This window comes from Nocardia sp. Tas62D01 (genome assembly GCF_055232035.1).
Genome location: NZ_JBUYUZ010000001.1, coordinates 8,699,884 through 8,714,187, shown reverse-complemented (window position 1 = coordinate 8,714,187; position 14,304 = coordinate 8,699,884). Strand labels below are relative to the sequence as shown.

The 14,304-nt window shown below is 64.2% G+C and carries 18 protein-coding genes and 1 pseudogene; 11 read left to right on the top strand and 8 right to left on the bottom strand.

Annotated features, from left to right (window positions below; genetic code table 11):
- Positions 1-68: 68 nt before the first annotated feature.
- The gene (locus ACV7NQ_RS42315; RefSeq protein ID WP_463364630.1) at positions 69-674 is read left to right on the top strand and encodes a TIGR03086 family metal-binding protein; all 606 of its coding nucleotides are present in this window, start codon (positions 69-71) and stop codon (positions 672-674) included.
- On the top strand, positions 671-1,036 hold the full coding sequence (locus tag ACV7NQ_RS42310) for a hypothetical protein (protein ID WP_463364629.1): 366 nt from the start codon (positions 671-673) through the stop codon (positions 1,034-1,036). The genes ACV7NQ_RS42315 and ACV7NQ_RS42310 overlap by 4 nt, the downstream gene beginning before the upstream one ends.
- A gap of 275 nt (positions 1,037-1,311) precedes the next feature.
- Here the strand turns inward: ACV7NQ_RS42310 and ACV7NQ_RS42305 are convergent, their stop codons facing one another.
- Together ACV7NQ_RS42305 and ACV7NQ_RS42300 are read right to left on the bottom strand one after the other, a co-directional pair.
- Positions 1,312-2,184, bottom strand: coding sequence for a type IV secretory system conjugative DNA transfer family protein (locus tag ACV7NQ_RS42305; RefSeq protein WP_463364628.1), 873 nt, complete (start codon positions 2,182-2,184; stop codon positions 1,312-1,314).
- Positions 2,185-2,304: 120 nt separating this feature from the next.
- Positions 2,305-2,676 (bottom strand): winged helix-turn-helix transcriptional regulator, encoded by a 372-nt coding sequence (locus tag ACV7NQ_RS42300; protein WP_463364627.1) that lies wholly within the window; start codon positions 2,674-2,676, stop codon positions 2,305-2,307.
- A 49-nt stretch (positions 2,677-2,725) separates the two neighbouring features.
- On the opposite strand from ACV7NQ_RS42300, the gene ACV7NQ_RS42295 reads away from it, so the two are divergent.
- A complete protein-coding gene (locus ACV7NQ_RS42295) occupies positions 2,726-3,082 on the top strand; it encodes a DoxX family protein (RefSeq protein ID WP_463364626.1) in 357 nt (118 codons plus the stop codon).
- A gap of 274 nt (positions 3,083-3,356) precedes the next feature.
- On the opposite strand, the gene ACV7NQ_RS42290 is transcribed toward ACV7NQ_RS42295, so the two are convergent.
- Both ACV7NQ_RS42290 and ACV7NQ_RS42285 read right to left on the bottom strand, forming a co-directional pair.
- On the bottom strand, positions 3,357-4,160 hold the full coding sequence (locus tag ACV7NQ_RS42290) for an HNH endonuclease (protein WP_463364625.1): 804 nt from the start codon (positions 4,158-4,160) through the stop codon (positions 3,357-3,359).
- 255 nt (positions 4,161-4,415) lie between these two features.
- Entirely contained in the window at positions 4,416-4,880 is a 465-nt protein-coding gene (locus tag ACV7NQ_RS42285) for a hypothetical protein (protein WP_463364624.1), read from the bottom strand.
- A gap of 131 nt (positions 4,881-5,011) precedes the next feature.
- Between ACV7NQ_RS42285 and ACV7NQ_RS42280 the strand changes: the two genes are divergently transcribed.
- Both ACV7NQ_RS42280 and ACV7NQ_RS42275 read left to right on the top strand, forming a co-directional pair.
- Positions 5,012-5,143: a hypothetical protein gene (locus ACV7NQ_RS42280; RefSeq protein WP_463364623.1), complete on the top strand. Its 132-nt coding sequence runs from the start codon at positions 5,012-5,014 to the stop codon at positions 5,141-5,143.
- 642 nt (positions 5,144-5,785) lie between these two features.
- Positions 5,786-7,079: pseudogene (locus ACV7NQ_RS42275) on the top strand (IS256 family transposase).
- Positions 7,080-7,117: 38 nt separating this feature from the next.
- Here the strand turns inward: ACV7NQ_RS42275 and ACV7NQ_RS42270 are convergent.
- From ACV7NQ_RS42270 to ACV7NQ_RS42260, 3 genes are all read right to left on the bottom strand, one after another.
- On the bottom strand, positions 7,118-7,615 hold the full coding sequence (locus tag ACV7NQ_RS42270; RefSeq protein WP_463364622.1) for a hypothetical protein: 498 nt from the start codon (positions 7,613-7,615) through the stop codon (positions 7,118-7,120).
- Complete coding sequence (locus tag ACV7NQ_RS42265; protein WP_463364621.1) at positions 7,612-7,902, bottom strand: hypothetical protein; 291 nt, start codon at positions 7,900-7,902, stop codon at positions 7,612-7,614. Before ACV7NQ_RS42265 ends, ACV7NQ_RS42270 begins: the two co-directional genes overlap by 4 nt.
- Before the next feature lie 329 nt (positions 7,903-8,231).
- Positions 8,232-8,453, bottom strand: coding sequence for a hypothetical protein (locus ACV7NQ_RS42260; protein ID WP_463364620.1), 222 nt, complete (start codon positions 8,451-8,453; stop codon positions 8,232-8,234).
- A gap of 524 nt (positions 8,454-8,977) precedes the next feature.
- Between ACV7NQ_RS42260 and ACV7NQ_RS42255 the strand changes: the two genes are divergently transcribed.
- From ACV7NQ_RS42255 to ACV7NQ_RS42240, 4 genes are all read left to right on the top strand, one after another.
- Positions 8,978-9,682: a hypothetical protein gene (locus ACV7NQ_RS42255; protein WP_463364619.1), complete on the top strand. Its 705-nt coding sequence runs from the start codon at positions 8,978-8,980 to the stop codon at positions 9,680-9,682.
- A 294-nt stretch (positions 9,683-9,976) separates the two neighbouring features.
- A complete protein-coding gene (locus tag ACV7NQ_RS42250; protein WP_463364618.1) occupies positions 9,977-10,573 on the top strand; it encodes a phosphotransferase family protein in 597 nt (198 codons plus the stop codon).
- A 312-nt stretch (positions 10,574-10,885) separates the two neighbouring features.
- Positions 10,886-11,359, top strand: a complete 474-nt coding sequence (locus tag ACV7NQ_RS42245) for a Panacea domain-containing protein (protein WP_463364617.1) — start codon at positions 10,886-10,888, stop codon at positions 11,357-11,359.
- Complete coding sequence (locus ACV7NQ_RS42240; protein ID WP_463364616.1) at positions 11,349-11,783, top strand: hypothetical protein; 435 nt, start codon at positions 11,349-11,351, stop codon at positions 11,781-11,783. The genes ACV7NQ_RS42245 and ACV7NQ_RS42240 overlap by 11 nt, the downstream gene beginning before the upstream one ends.
- A 445-nt stretch (positions 11,784-12,228) precedes the next feature.
- On the opposite strand, the gene ACV7NQ_RS42235 is transcribed toward ACV7NQ_RS42240, so the two are convergent.
- On the bottom strand, positions 12,229-12,375 hold the full coding sequence (locus ACV7NQ_RS42235) for a hypothetical protein (protein WP_463364615.1): 147 nt from the start codon (positions 12,373-12,375) through the stop codon (positions 12,229-12,231).
- Here ACV7NQ_RS42235 and ACV7NQ_RS42230 point away from each other — a divergent pair.
- A complete protein-coding gene (locus tag ACV7NQ_RS42230) occupies positions 12,374-12,877 on the top strand; it encodes a type I restriction-modification system subunit M N-terminal domain-containing protein (RefSeq protein WP_463364614.1) in 504 nt (167 codons plus the stop codon). The two genes, ACV7NQ_RS42235 and ACV7NQ_RS42230, sit on opposite strands and share 2 nt — an antisense overlap.
- Before the next feature lie 189 nt (positions 12,878-13,066).
- A complete protein-coding gene (locus ACV7NQ_RS42225) occupies positions 13,067-14,296 on the top strand; it encodes an IS110 family RNA-guided transposase (protein ID WP_463365766.1) in 1,230 nt (409 codons plus the stop codon).
- Positions 14,297-14,304: the final 8 nt, after the last annotated feature.

Here is a 14,304-nt window from a genome sequence, read left to right as displayed (position 1 = left end):
ATATATTTTACAAGCACCGTAGCTCCTGTGGGAGATCCGGGCACCAACCATCAGCATGAGGAGAGCCGATGTCAGCCGACCCGATCAGCCATCTGTCCACCGCGCTCCGCGTCACCGGAGCGCTGATCAGCGGGGTGCGGGACGAGCAGTGGACCGCGCCTACGCCCTGCACGGAATGGCACGTTCACGATCTCGTCAGTCACCTGGTCGGTGGCAACACACTGTTCGCCGGCGTCCTCCGCGGCCAGCGCTGGGCCAGCGGCCTGTCCCCTGCGGACACCGCGCAACCAGCCAGCGCCCTCGTAGCAGGCTTCCAGGACTCCGCTGACAACCTGCTCGAAGCCTTCCGCCAGCCAGGCGCGCTGGAGCGGACCATCACCATCCCGGTCGGGACGATCCCTGGTGTCGCCGCCCTCCACCTACGGATCACCGAACTGCTTGTGCACGGCTGGGATCTGGCGGCGGCGACCGGGCAGCGCCCTACGTTCCCCGCTGAACTCGCCGAGCAGGCACTGCCCTTCACTCGCAGCAGACTCGCGGACATCCCGCTCGACCGGAGGCCGTTCGGACCTCCGCAGCCGGTCGCCGATGACGCGGCGGCCATCGATCGGCTCGTTGCCTACCTGGGCCGCGACGTCACCGCAGCCATGGCGAGAAGCGGGAGTACCCGATGACCGTACTCGGCAGAATCGTGCACATCTTCGCCCGGCCACAGCGGCGCGAGGAACTCGAGTGGTGCTTTGGGACAGTGCTGGGCTGCCCGATAGCAACGGCCAGCCTGCCAGGGATTGCCGAAACGATGCTCGTCATCCGCTTCCCCGCAGGTAGCGGGAATCTCAGCATCGAGTTCACCAACGACGCTCCGGATAGTGACCAGCCCCGGCTCGGGGCATGGCTGGAGTTGCGGGCGGATGAACCAGCGGCGCTAATGGAACGCGCCGTCAGCGCAGGCCTCAAGGAGGTCAAGCACCCAGGCCACCCGTACTACTTCATGGCCCCAGGTGGCCAGGTGTTCACGATCGCCCCCACAGGATGAGCCCGGCCGCAGGACGCTTCTACCCGCAGCATGGCGTCTGGCGTGGTGTCTCCTCTTGTCGTTGGACCGGTACCTCGACAGGACTCGCAGGCGTCGACCAGCTTCTCACTGGCATCGGCGAACAGGTCGGCGGGCATTCGAGTGTCCACACAGCCGACAGCTTGTCCACCTCCCGCAACAGGGTCTCGAGGCTGACCTTGCCCGGATCGACTTCAACTCCGCCAACAGATTCCGGCCACTGGCCAACGGTGCGGCACCGACCGCGACCAGATTGCTCAACGGTCGATCGACACGGCACTCAGCCGTGAGACAGTGCGAACCGCAGCGCTCGGCGAGGCCCGGCCGCTGGCCGAGGTCGCCGGGACGGTGCGCACCAGCACCGGGCGGTGACCGCTGACGAAGACCAGCGCCCGCCCGCGCGGCAGTGCCGCCAAATCGCTGGCGGTCAACGTCTTTTCGGTCTTGAGCGACATCGACCGCGACAGACCGCCCTGGCCGCGCGAGATAGAGGTGGTCTGCTCGTAGTGCTCGCCGATCAGCTCCGAGATGTCGCGCAGGAACGAGGCGTCGGCCAGGCCCGCGCCGAGGACGCGTACGTTCGCGGCCGACCACAGGGCGGTCATTCCGTCTGAGCCCCAGCAGCGCATGCCTTGGGCCCAGGACTGCAAGATCGTCATGACGACGATGCCGCGCGACCCGAAATGGCTGTACTGCTTGGGCAGCTCAGCCCATTTGACGATGTTCGCTGCCTCATCCAGGACCACCAGCATCGGCACCGGCAGACGCCCACCGTGGCGGGTGCCTTCCTCGGCGGCCGCACCGACCACCGCCGCCGTCAACGCCGTGATCAGCGGACCCGCCGAGCCCTTGCCTTCCTCGGACAGCGGGTAGAGGGTGTCGCGGGAGCATACGAACGCAGCCACGTCGAACGACTCCCGCTCGGCCTCACCCTCGGTCGGCGGGGTCACCCACTTGGTGATCGACGCCAGCTTGAGGCAGCTGGCCATCTTCTTCGCCGTGGAGAAAATGCCCGCCCGCTGCCGGTCCGGGGCGCTGTACTGGTCCGACAGCGCGGCGGACACCATCGGGTAGCCGTGGGCGTCGAGGATCTTGATCGGCTCGTACTCCGATGGCCGCTGAGAGAACATGTTCCAGATCCGCTATGCGGACCGATCATGGCGACGGCGGCCGAACGTCCGGAAATGCCGAGGGGCGGAAGGTTCTTATGCTTGGCGCCGCACTCTCCGAAGGTGTGGGCTGTGCGGAACCTAGTGCGTCTGATTCGCGGCTGTCGATTCCTCGAAGTCGACGAGTGCTTCTCCGTGCACCTGTGCCCACTCCGTCAGCATCGCTATCGGCTCCTGGAGCGTCCGGCCGAGCGGGGTCAGGCTGTATTCCACCCGTGGGGGCGCTTCGGCGTACCGCTGTCGATCGATGAGGCCGTTGCTCTGCATGCGGCGGAGGGTCTGGGTTAGCACCTTCCGGGAGATCCCGCCGGACAGAGCGACAAGTTCACTGTGCCGCTTGGGGCCGTCTTTGAGCGCGTACAGGGTGAGTACGGACCACTTGTTCGCGATGATCTCGATTGCTGTGCGCGCAGGACAGTCGGACATGAACATGATTCCGGCAGGGGGGCTCACGGTCCGAAGGTTACCAAAGGGTACCTATCGGATTCCTAGCGTTGCCATCATGCAAATCGCAGCCCTGATCCTGTCCGTCCTGCTCGCTCTGGCGATGCTCCAGTCCGGAGTGATGAAGTTCGTCCGCCCAGCGTGGATACGCCAATTCGCGGAAGCGGTCCACCTCACCACTTCCCAGCTCACCGTGCTCGGGAGCCTGCAGATCGCCGCGACGGTCGGTCTCATCTGGGGCATCTGGTTCCCGCCCTTCGCGATCGCCGCCGCGATCGGGCTGGTGCTCTACTTCGGCGGCGCGATCGTCGCCCACATCCGCAGCGGCGACCGGAACATGCTGGGAGCCGTGATCTTCCTCGCGTTCTCGATCGCGACGTCAGTCGTGCTCGTTCTCAATGTTCGCGTCGCCTGAGCTCGCGTTTTACCTCGGCGGCCAGCCCACCTCGCCCTCCGACCCGAGCTTGCGGCAACACACCACCCCACACCAGGAACGGTTGGGTGGGCTGCGTGGCGAGGTGCCTACCGAATGGTGGGTCCTTTTCCGCACAGCCTCCCGCCGAACCGGACGTGCCAGTTTCAACAAACCCACACAAGCAGCCTGGTGACCAGCGACAATGCCGAGCCTATCCGCCAGCTCGGCATAATCCGAAGCTCGGGATATTCCCGGCATCCGGCTCTCCAGTGACTTATTCCGTGGTTGTGTCCGGTTGGCCGCTGTGGATCAGGTCGTGACAGGATGGGCAGACTACCAGTGTCTTTCGCCGTTTCCGTGCCATGATCCTGACCCATCGCGGCTGGTCCGGGCCGGGGTATGCGAGATCTGCGAGTTTGGCGATGTGGTGCACGTGCACCACACCGTCGTGGCAGCAGAGCTCGCAGGTTTTCCGCAGGAGCCTGGTTACTATCTCCTTGCGGACCAAGGGGTTCGGTCCGGTGGCGCGATCATGAAGGATCGCGGTCCGGTTCCGGGCAAGAGGGATACCTCCGAACCGTGCGACCTGTGGTTTCCGGTTGCCCTCGCGGTGTCGGACAGCCTCGAAGCAGGTGCGTGGACCGTGCGGTGTGTCGATGGTGGCGCGGTAGCGGGCCGCCATCTTGAGCACCGACGATTTGTGCTTGCCTGCCAGCGTCTTCAGCAGCGAGGTCTGCATGACCCACAACAGTCGACCGAAACGGTGAACGTCGCCGGCCAGCTGGTAGTAGGCCACGATGCCCCGGTATTTGGCCCCGTATATCGCGACGATGTTGAGGTCGTCGAGGTTTTGCAGGGCACGCCGCGCGGCGGGTTTGCTGCGGGCCAGGTAGGGCTTGCACGAGTCCTTGATCACCGACAGCGGCACCCGCAGCCCGATCGTGCCGTTGAGCCGCACGCGGCCGCCGACGCCGGTCTGGGTGGTGATCTCGTAGCCGAGGAATCTCGCCGCACTGGTGCGCGCGTGAGTGATGAGGGTTTTCTCGGCCGACAGTTCCAGGCACAGATCATTGCGCATGAACTCGGTCAGCCGCCTCTTGATGTCCTCGGCCTCGTGTTTGGGTCCGGGAACCCGAGCAGCACGTCATCGGCGTACCTCGTGTAGCGCAGTCGACGGTAGCCGGGGTCGCGGCAATCGACGCTGGGCAGGCGTGCCTGCCGTGCGCGCAACTGCCGCGCGGTGTCCCGGTTTCCTTTCTTCCGCGCCCGTTTGATGGCGTGACGCAACCGCTCGTATTCGTTGTTGATGGTTCTCTTGTCCCCTCGGGTGTATTCACCGATGAGCGTGTTCTCGACGAAGCTGTCCAGTTTGTGCAGGTAGATGTTGCAGAGGATCGGGGAGGTTACGCCTCCAACGCAATGGGCAATGTTCGCCCTCCGAGTCGGTGCTGTCGGCGTTTGGGGTGTCGTCGCCGGTGCGTTCCCGGATGGGGATGCGGTGGCGGATGGTGATCTTGTCGGCCCCGACCAGGACATCTTTGACGAGCAGCCGCAGCACCCGTTGGCGTTCCTCGACGGTCATGGACGCAGCGGTTCGCTTCGCCGCCTCCTCCATCTGCCGATAGGTCAGGCCGGCGTGCGACATCGCCCGCCGCAACAACCCACCCAACTGCTCGAGCGACGTCACCGCGGCAAGATCCGCGTCGCTGACCGCAGTCGGGGGTGATGGCGCCATGCTGGAATCCTCCTCGCTGGCGGGCCTGCACGCGTCCAGGCCCTGTCCGATGTCCGAAGACACCGATAGCTAACCACCTCTGACCGGCCAGGACGAGGTTTCCCAGTCCGAATCTTTAAGACGCGCTCCCAGGCTGCTGTCCTGTTCTGGCGGTACGAAATCCGTACCGCCAGCGCACCTTTCAGGAGAAAAGGATGTGGATTCAACTCGGCCGGACCGTCCGCAAGGCCATGGACAGCTGGGCACAACTTGCCCGGTTCTGCGCCTGCGTGCTCGTTCTCACCGCGGCCGCCGCCGCGATCATCTGGATGAGCGCCCCGCATTGAGTTACCGACCCGACGAAAGTAAGGATCAGGGGTTGCCGCGACAGCGAGCCGTCCCCGGCCTGTGCAGCTCCCGCGGGCTCACCACCCAGCTGCGGCGACTACACCCCGGGCGCGCCGTTCACGCGACCGCCGACGAGCCGTGGGCCCCAGCCGAACTTGCTCAGGGCCTTCGCTACTTCTCGCCCCACACTGTCCGCTGCGATCGGCGTCTGGATGGACGCCACGAACACGCGACAGTTGAATACGCGCCTCTGCCAGTACTGAACCCCTACCCGTCGACCAAGGGAAGGTCTTGTTCGCGATGCCACACCGGCAGTTTGAGTGTGTTGCGGTGCACGTGCTCGGCACGGGGGAAATCGCAGGGCCGATAAGCGAATTCACTAGTGTAGCCAGGGAAGAGGGTACCGGGGTTCAGGTCGAGCCCGGTCTGTCGATCTCGTGGCAGCCTTCGGCTATCAGTGCCTGATGGAAGCGTTCGATCGGCAGCGCGTCGAGTTCTTCACCGAGATATTGCATGGCCATTCGAGCAATGACCAGAACCTACCGGGGAAGGAGTACCTTCCCGGATGATCTTCGAATCCAGGATCTGATCAGTCCGGCGCGCCAACGCCGGGCGGGAAGGTACGTCCCGTGCTCAAGATAATCGACGGCGGCACCGAGTCCAATCAGGACGGTGTGGCGGCCGGGGTGTCGCGTTCACCGATCGACGAGATCGTGCGCGAAGGTGCCCGCCGGATGATCGAGGCCGCGTTGCGGGCCGAGGTCGCCGCGTATGTCGAGCGGTTCGCCGACCAGGTCGACGAGGACGGCCGGAAGCTGGTGGTGCGCAACGGCTACCACAACGAACGCCAGGTGCTGACCGCCGCCGGCGCGGTGACGGTGAAAGCGCCACGAATCAACGACAAACGTATCGACACCGAATCCGGTGAGCGGCAACGGTTCTCCTCGGCGATCCTGCCCGCCTGGGCGCGTAAGTCACCCCAGGTCACCGAGGTGCTGCCGCTGCTGTATCTGCACGGACTGTCCACCGGTGACTTCGGTCCGGCGCTGGAACAGTTCCTCGGCTCCGGCTCCGGCCTGTCACCAGCGTCGATCACCCGGTTGACCGGCCAGTGGCAGGACGAAGCCGAGGCATTTGCGCAGCGGGAGCTCTTGGGCACCGATTATGTGTATCTGTGGGTCGATGGCATTCACACCAAGGTCCGTCTCGAGCAGGAGAAACTGTGCCTGCTGGTGATGATCGGCGTGCGGGCCGACGGCCGCAAGGAGTTGATCGCGATCGCCGACTGGTATCGGGAATCGGGTGAGTCGTGGGCGGATCTGCTGCGGTCATGCCGCCGCCGCGGGATGACCGCCCCGGTGCTCGCGGTCGGTGACGGTGCGCTCGGGTTCTGGAAAGCGCTGCGCGATGTGTTCCCCGAAACCACCGAGCAGCGCTGCTGGTTCCACAAATCGGCGAATGTGCTTGCCGCGATGCCGAAGTCGGCGCATCCCGGCGCGGTCGCGGCGATGAAGGAAATCTACATGGCCGAGGACATCGACAAGGCGCAACTCGCGGTGAAGCCTTCGAAATCGAAAGTATCCCAAAGCCGTCGCGAAAATCACCGAGGATCTCGATGCGCTGCTCGAGTTCTACAAGTATCCGGCCGAGCACTGGATTCATCTGAGGACGACAAATCCGATCGAATCAACCTTCGCTACCGTCCGACTACGAACCAAGGTCACCAAGGGGCCGGGCTCCCGCGCGGCCGGAATGGCCATGGCCTACAAGCCGATCGAGGCCGCCCAAGGCCGCTGGCGCAAGGTCAACGCCCCCGAACTGGTCGCACTCGTCCGCAACGGTGCCGTCTTCCATAGAGGTAAACTGCTTGAGCGGCCGATCAACATCACACCCACCGAACCAGCCGCCGAATCACCCGGTCAGGAGGTCGCTTGAGCCACACGGTTCACGCGATCGAGGACGCGCTGACCGGCCTATGACTGTGGATGGTCAGGTGGCGGAAACTGCAGTGTAGTGCGTTTTTCACGGGCATATCGCCGTAGTACCGGAAGGCCGAATGCTATCTCACCGGCTTCGGCGGGCCGGCCACCCACGCCATGCACCGAGTAGATGGCACCCTCCCAGAACAGCACTTGGTCGAACACGACGTCATCGCCCTCCCGCCGGAAACGCCTCGCGGTGACCTTGCCGCACGCGACGAAACCAGATCCGAATGAGCCACCAGCCAGCTGCAATAGCAACAAAGGCAGTGGGGCCTCGTCGTCGAGATCACCGTGACGGGAAACCGGCGTGAGGGTGAGCCCGCCCGTGAATCGCGGGTCCAGTTCCATCCGCTCCACGCCTTCGAAACAAATCTCAGTCCTATACTCGAACGCCCCGAAGTCGTTGCTGCGCAACAACAACTCCTTATGACTGACCGTATATCGATGAATATACAGATCGCAGCCGACGGTGAAGGGGAGGTTACTCACACATCCACAGTGCCATGTTCACCGCGCTGCCAGCATCCGGCCACGACCGGCAGATCAAACCGACGACCCCATCCGTCCTCGTCCGCCCGGTCCAGCCGTTCGCCCATAAAGCAGTGCTCGCACCTGAGTTGGCAGGCTTCGGTGATGTACAGGTAGACGTTGCGGAAGCGGCCATAGGCCACGCGGTCGATCCGATCCGGTTCGGGCACGTTGCCGCCGCGCGGCATGCGGGCGTGGCCGTAGCCATCACCGCGAAGTTGCGGGGTCGGCAGGGAGATGGCAGTCATAACGAGACGCTCCGGGAGATGAGAAGCGGGGCAAGCAGATTCGCCGCCCCGTCGATGGTGTTGGTGGTATCGAGGTGGAACGGCAATCCCGGAATCGGTGAAGCCAGCACGGATACCGGCTGCCGTCTGGTGGTAGCGCTGCATCCGCGCCTTGAACAGGCGAGGTGAATAGCCGCGTCGTGGATGCAGCAGCCCGCGGCACCGGGCGCACTTCCAGTTGTCGTCATCGGTCGGAATCGCCGGCAGGCGAGGATCGGAGATCGGATCCCGTTCGCACCGGTGGCAGACCTTCCGGTTCCGCGACCGCTGGTTCAACGTCTTGGCGTCGGTCAGCAGTTCGATCGCCTCGACGCGGCAGGTAGGTGCCACCGCCCGAACGGCAGCAAGTAGGTGATCGACCTGGCTGGCGAACCTGGGAAGTTATCCAGCAGCACGGTGTGGATGCCGGGGTTGGAGCCGGCGTCAGTGAAGTACGAGCGCACCGCTTCCATCACGGTGAACTCGTCAATCCACCCCAGCCGTTCGCTGCTGGTGGCGGTCGCGGCCAGCACTTCCTTCGATACGTGCTCTCTGAGGCGGAAGACCCGGCGCCCAGGTTCTGATCCCAGACGCAGGGTGAGGGTGGTTTTGCCAGCGGCTGGCGGGCCAAATATGGGGACTACTAGGGACAATGCCACGGCCTACCCCTTTCCTAGGGGCCATTTCTCGAGACCGGCCAAGGGTGGGCCGGGGCGGCGAAAACGGCCACGACAAGGGCGTATGCGGGGTATGTATGAAACGTATAGTCGTTGGTGTCAAGCCCTGGTAGCGTCACGCGACCAAGGCAGAAGGCGACAAAATCCCCAGGAAACCCCGGGAGCGGCCACCATGACGCGGGTATCCCATGTACAGCGCTACTGCGCGCGGTGTGGGACCAGGTTGAACAACTACAACCTCGAATCATTCTGTGCGCCTTGTGAATCCGCATATCGCGATCAGCGGCAACAACCACCGCTCCTGCCGCCCGCTTTTTGGCTGACTGATCAGATGCGTGATGCCCTCGCTACGTGGCTTCCTCGGGCACACAGCAGGTTTCATGGCCTTTGACGCCTACGCACACACCGATGCTCGCAGCATGTTCCAGCTCGGCCTTACCTGTGCCGAAGAGGTCGGTGACTGGCACCTCCGTGGCAAGGTGCTGTCGTCGATGGCACGGCAAGCCATCTGGTGTCGGCACCCCGATGACGGGTTGACCTTCATCGAGCTGGCCATGGTGCGTGCCGATCGACTGACCGCCACTGAACGGGCGATGCTGCATTCAGCGCGGGCACGGGCGCTTGCCAAACTCCATCGAACTGAGGAAGCAGTCCGGGCGGTCGGCCAGGCAGACGACGAATTCGCGCATGCCTCACCAGCAAATGACCCGCCGTGGATGTCGTACTACGACGCGGCCCAGCACTCGGGCGATACCGGTCACGCCCTGTTTGATGTTGCGCTCGACGGCCGATTCGTCGGCGAAGCCAGGCAGCGATTGGAGGTGGCGGTCGCTGGGCATGCGGCCAATTTCGTTCGCTCGCGGGCGATTTCGGGCATCAAGCTAGCGTCGCTCACCATGGCCACCGGTGACCCGGTCGAGGCAGCGTCCTTCGGCCAGGCCGCGCTGATTGATGCCGGTCATCTGCGCTCTCGGCGTGCGGCTGATGATCTGCGTGAGCTTCGAACCTTCGCCGAACCGCACCGTCAGGCCGGGGAAGTTGAAGAACTTGATGCACGGATTGGCAGCACATTGGTGGGTGCATGAGGGCCGGGGAAACGGACCTGCTCGCGATCGTGCGTTTGGCCGGAACCGCAGCCGGGCTGGACGTCGATGATGCCGAACCGCTTCGGCTGAGCGAAAACGCGCTCTTTCGACTGCCGGGATGCGTGATCGCTCGCGTCAGCCGGCCAGGCCAGCATGCAGCAGCTCGGCGCGAGGTGAACGTCGCCCGTTGGCTGGAGGCATCAGGCATCGCCGCCGTGCAGGTTATGCCAGACGTCGAGCAGCCGATCGAGATTTACGGTCGGGCGATCACCTTCTGGCGGGAGCTGCCGCAGCATGAACACGGCACACCTGTACAGGTGTGCCGCAGTGCTCGAGCAGCTGCATCGTCTACCACCGCCCACAGATTTCGACCTCGGTCAAGTGGCGCCGTTCGTCAGACTCGAGGAGCGCATCGCTGCGGCGTCGATTCTGAGCGACGCCGATAGGCGTTGGCTCCGTGAACATCTGGCCGAACTGCACCAACAATGGACGGATCTTCCGGCCGGATTGCCGTGGTGCGTCATCCATGGTGACGCGTGGGTCGGCAACGTCGTGGCGGCCGACGATGGCACCGTGTTATTGCTCGATCTGGAACGGACGTCGATTGGGCCGCCGGAGTGGGATCTGGTGCACACGGCGATCAAGTGGAGATCCTTCGGGTGGATCACCGCGGACCAGTACGGCGAGTTCTGCGATGTCTACGGACATGACGTCACGGCCTGGGAGGGGTACGAGCTGCTCCGCGATATTCGTGAGTTCCGGATGACCACGATGGCGGTGCAAGCAGCATCGAACAATCCGGCATTCCAGGAGCAGGCGCAGCACCGGCTGGCGTGTATCCGAGGGCAGCGGGGGCTACGACCGTGGTCGGGATGGAAGGCTCTGGAGTGACTGCGTGACCAGATGCGAATTCCTGTCTGGCCGACCGTCAGACAGAAATTCTTGCCGACGTGTACGACCTACGGATGTCGGCGGGCCGGTGTAACCTCACCTTCTTGTGGCGATAACTGATCGAGACCGGAAGATGTTGAAAGTCCAGGTAGAAGCGTCTCCAGTGTTGCTCGATCAACCCTGATCAGATAGAATTCGAACATTAGTTCGACGATGCGAACTTGCGGCTATCGCGCTCGCCGCCCGCACGGCACCTACACTGAGCGCCGAAGCGAGGGGCGGGGCCCTCGCCGGAGAGGTAAGGGGAGTCCGATGGCGTTGGCACGTGATGACGGCACCTACCCGGCATCGACGATCGCCAAGTGGTTCATCGACTGGGCGAACGCCGAGGACGCTGGCCTGTCCAACCTGAAGCTTCAGAAGTTGCTGTATTACGCACAAGGACACCACCTGGCAGCGAAGGGAACACCCCTGTTCCGCGAGCCGATCCAGGCGTGGTCGCATGGTCCCGTTGTTCCCGCCGTCTACCACCAGTTCAAGGAGTTCGGCTCCGACTGCATCATGCTTACCGAGGACGATCCCTTCGACTGGGGCGACATCAACCCAGACACCACGCGATTCCTGAACAAGGTGTGGAACACCTACGGGGGGATTGCGGCATGGAAGTTGCGCAACATGACCCACGACGAACCACTGTGGCAAAACCACTTCGAGCATGATGTCCGCAACGCCGAGATCCCGATAGACGAGATCGCCGCGTACTTCACATCACGACATGGGCGCTAGTCGAGCTGCCCGCCGGAAGGGATCGCGGCCGAACCTGCCCACGGACGAGAAGTTCATCCCGCCGACACCGCCCGCGGACTCCAGAAATCGAACCCCCGTCTTCTGCCTGCACCACCTGCAGGATGACTTCGGCGTCGCCGCCCTGCGTGACAAGGATGCTCAAGCCCAGTTCGCCCTCACCCTGCATCGGCGGGCCAAGCTGACCTGGCAGGACATCATGCAGGCGGGCCGACACGGCAATGGGACGGAGTGGATACCCGCTCGGCAGATCAAGGCCCCGATCCCGGAGACATTCCGCGACCAGGAGAAGTTCATGGCATTTCGGTACAAAGGGAAGCTGCCGATGCTGGGTGTCCGGATCAATGAGGTGTTCCACGTGCTGTGGATTGAGCGCCATTTCGGTGAGGTCTACGACCACGGATGATCTCCCGGCGCGTCACCGACGACGAGAAGGTGGACCCCTAGTATCTCCGCGCCCGCCTGGCCCATCACGAGGCACAAGACTGGATTCGAGATTGACCGGGCGGCAACATGATTCGCTCCGTCAGCGTGGGAACGCTTCGGGCGCATTGAGTCGCTACCACCAACGTTTCTGCCTGGTCTTGATGTAGACGACGGGCATCTCCCAGGGCTCCAACGGCCGGTCGACAACGGGCCGGGCATTCCAGTTGGTTGGCGCAGCTCGCTGCGGAACATCCACGCCTCCAGGAACAAGCGGCGCATCGGATTGCCTGCGACTCACGCCCCACACGGCGATGCCGGATGTCGACGACTTCCGGCAGCAGGTGTTCGAGCTGACTACGCGTCGAGACCGAGTGTCCGGTAGACAGCGACGATCGTTGCCGCGCCGACGATTTCACCGAGGTCGATCATCGCCGCCGCTTCGGTGAGCGGTATCCTTCGGCTTCGATGATGTCGGGTGCTGTGTCGGTCAGCTCGGCGCCGCGGCCGAGGTAGATTTCCTGCGGCTGGTCGAGGCTGCCGATCGAGGGCTGATAGGTGACCAGGTGCTTCATGGTCCTCGGTCGCACCCAGTCAGCAGATGGGGCTGGGCTGTCGGCCAGACATGGAAGACTGTTCCCTCGTGACCGCCGACTCGTCGATAAGCTGTGGTCCTACTGCCACGTCCTGCGTGACGACGGCGTTGGTGTCATCGAGTACACCGAGCAGCTCGCCTATCTCTTGTTTCTGAAGATGGCGCATGAGCGCGAAACGCGGAAACTGAACCCGCAGCGGATCGTCCCGGCCAAGTACTCGTGGCAGCGCTTGCTGGATGCCGAGGGCACCCAGCTCGAGCTCGTGTACACCGAGGCGCTCGTCGGCTTGGCGGAGGAGCCGGGCACCCTGGGCACGATCTTCCGCAAGTCGCAGAACCGGATCCAGGATCCGGCCAAGCTGAAACGGCTCATAGTCGACCTGATCGACAAGGAGAACTGGTCCCCGTCCGGTACCGACCTAATGAGATGTAGCGGGTCGGTCGATCGGGCAGACTCGCTACTGGTAGCGGCTGGTAGGTGAGCACTGATTGGCCCCGGACTTCGAGTCCTGCTTTGAGATCGTGCCCCTGCCGGTCGGCCGGGAGAAATGGATCGCTGATGGGATGTCGTGCCTGCCGCATGACGGCGTGAGCACCGATTCATTAGGTCGCCGACGTTCTCCCGCACGCTGCCGGATTTGGTGTCCGACAACGATGAAGAGGGAACAGCTGTGCTGCTGGTCGGTGATGACTGGGCCGAGGACCACCACGATGTCGAGCTGATGGATGAGGCCGGGAAACGGCTGGCCAAGGCTCGATTACCGGAAGGGATCGCCGGGATCACCCGGCTGCACGCCATGATCGGTGAACACCTCGGCGACGACGCCGATGCCGCGCGGGTACGGATCGGGATCGAAACCGATCGTGGCCCGTGGGTCGCGGCGTTGATCGCGGCCGGCTACACGGTGTACGCGGTGAACCCGTTGCAGGCGGCCCGGTTCCGGGAACGCCGCAGCGTTTCGGGTGCGAAGAGCGATGCCGCCGACGCGCATACCCTTGCCGACATGGTCCGTACCGACGCGCACCAGTTGCGTCCGGTCGCCGGGGACAGTCCCGCCGCAGAAGCGGTGAAAGTTGTTGCGCGAGCACATAAAACGTTGATCTGGGAACGCACCCGCCACACGCAGCGGTTACGGTACGCGTTGCGGGAGTACTTCCCCGCCGCTTTGGAAGCGTTCGACGACCTCGACGCTCCCGACGCCCTGGAGCTGCTCGGCAAGGCACCCGACCCGGCCGCCGCGGCGCGGTTGTCGCTCAACCAGATCCGGGCCGCGCTGAAGCGGGCCGGCCGCCGCGGCGACCTCGACGCTAGAGCCGCCCGTATCCAGGCAATCCTGCGCAGCGAGCAGCTGGGCCGCAACCAGGTCATCGCGGCGGCCTACGCGGCAGGGACCCGCGCCGCGGTCGCGGTCCTGGCCACCCTCGACGAGCAGGTGAAAGTCCTGCAAGGGGAGGTCGAGGCCCATTTTGGCCGGCACCCGGCCGCTGAGATCATCTTGTCCCAGCCAGGACTGGGCAAGATCCTCGGCGCCCGGGTGCTCGCCGAGTTCGGGGACGACCCCACCCGCTACGCCAGCGCCAAGGCCCGCAAGAACTATGCCGCGACCAGCCCCATCACCCGCGCCTCGGGGAAAATGAAGGTCGTCGCGGCCCGGTTCGTGCACCAGGACCGGCTCGTCGACGCGCTGATGGCCCAAGCATTCAGTGCGCTCAACGTATCGCCGGGAGCCCGCGCCTACTACGACAAGCAACGCGCCCGCGGCCTAGCCCACCGTGCCGCCCTGCGTCAGGTCGCCAACCGGCTCGTGGGCATCCTCCACGGCTGCCTCAAATCCGGAACCCTCTACAACGAGACCACCGCCTGGACACACCACACCCAAGATCAACAAGCCGCAGCTTGACAAGCTAA

Coding starts and splice junctions, on each gene's coding strand:
- ACV7NQ_RS42315 (WP_463364630.1), top strand. CDS start 69: ATGTCAGCCGACCCGATCAGCCATCTGTCCACCGCGCTCCGCGTCACC.
- ACV7NQ_RS42245 (WP_463364617.1), top strand. CDS start 10,886: ATGGCGTTGGCACGTGATGACGGCACCTACCCGGCATCGACGATCGCC.
- ACV7NQ_RS42240 (WP_463364616.1), top strand. CDS start 11,349: ATGGGCGCTAGTCGAGCTGCCCGCCGGAAGGGATCGCGGCCGAACCTG.
- ACV7NQ_RS42255 (WP_463364619.1), top strand. CDS start 8,978: ATGGCCTTTGACGCCTACGCACACACCGATGCTCGCAGCATGTTCCAG.
- ACV7NQ_RS42280 (WP_463364623.1), top strand. CDS start 5,012: ATGTGGATTCAACTCGGCCGGACCGTCCGCAAGGCCATGGACAGCTGG.
- ACV7NQ_RS42295 (WP_463364626.1), top strand. CDS start 2,726: ATGCAAATCGCAGCCCTGATCCTGTCCGTCCTGCTCGCTCTGGCGATG.
- ACV7NQ_RS42305 (WP_463364628.1), bottom strand. CDS start 2,184: ATGTTCTCTCAGCGGCCATCGGAGTACGAGCCGATCAAGATCCTCGAC.
- ACV7NQ_RS42235 (WP_463364615.1), bottom strand. CDS start 12,375: ATGAAGCACCTGGTCACCTATCAGCCCTCGATCGGCAGCCTCGACCAG.
- ACV7NQ_RS42290 (WP_463364625.1), bottom strand. CDS start 4,160: ATGCGCAATGATCTGTGCCTGGAACTGTCGGCCGAGAAAACCCTCATC.
- ACV7NQ_RS42310 (WP_463364629.1), top strand. CDS start 671: ATGACCGTACTCGGCAGAATCGTGCACATCTTCGCCCGGCCACAGCGG.
- ACV7NQ_RS42250 (WP_463364618.1), top strand. CDS start 9,977: ATGAACACGGCACACCTGTACAGGTGTGCCGCAGTGCTCGAGCAGCTG.
- ACV7NQ_RS42230 (WP_463364614.1), top strand. CDS start 12,374: ATGGTCCTCGGTCGCACCCAGTCAGCAGATGGGGCTGGGCTGTCGGCC.
- ACV7NQ_RS42265 (WP_463364621.1), bottom strand. CDS start 7,902: ATGACTGCCATCTCCCTGCCGACCCCGCAACTTCGCGGTGATGGCTAC.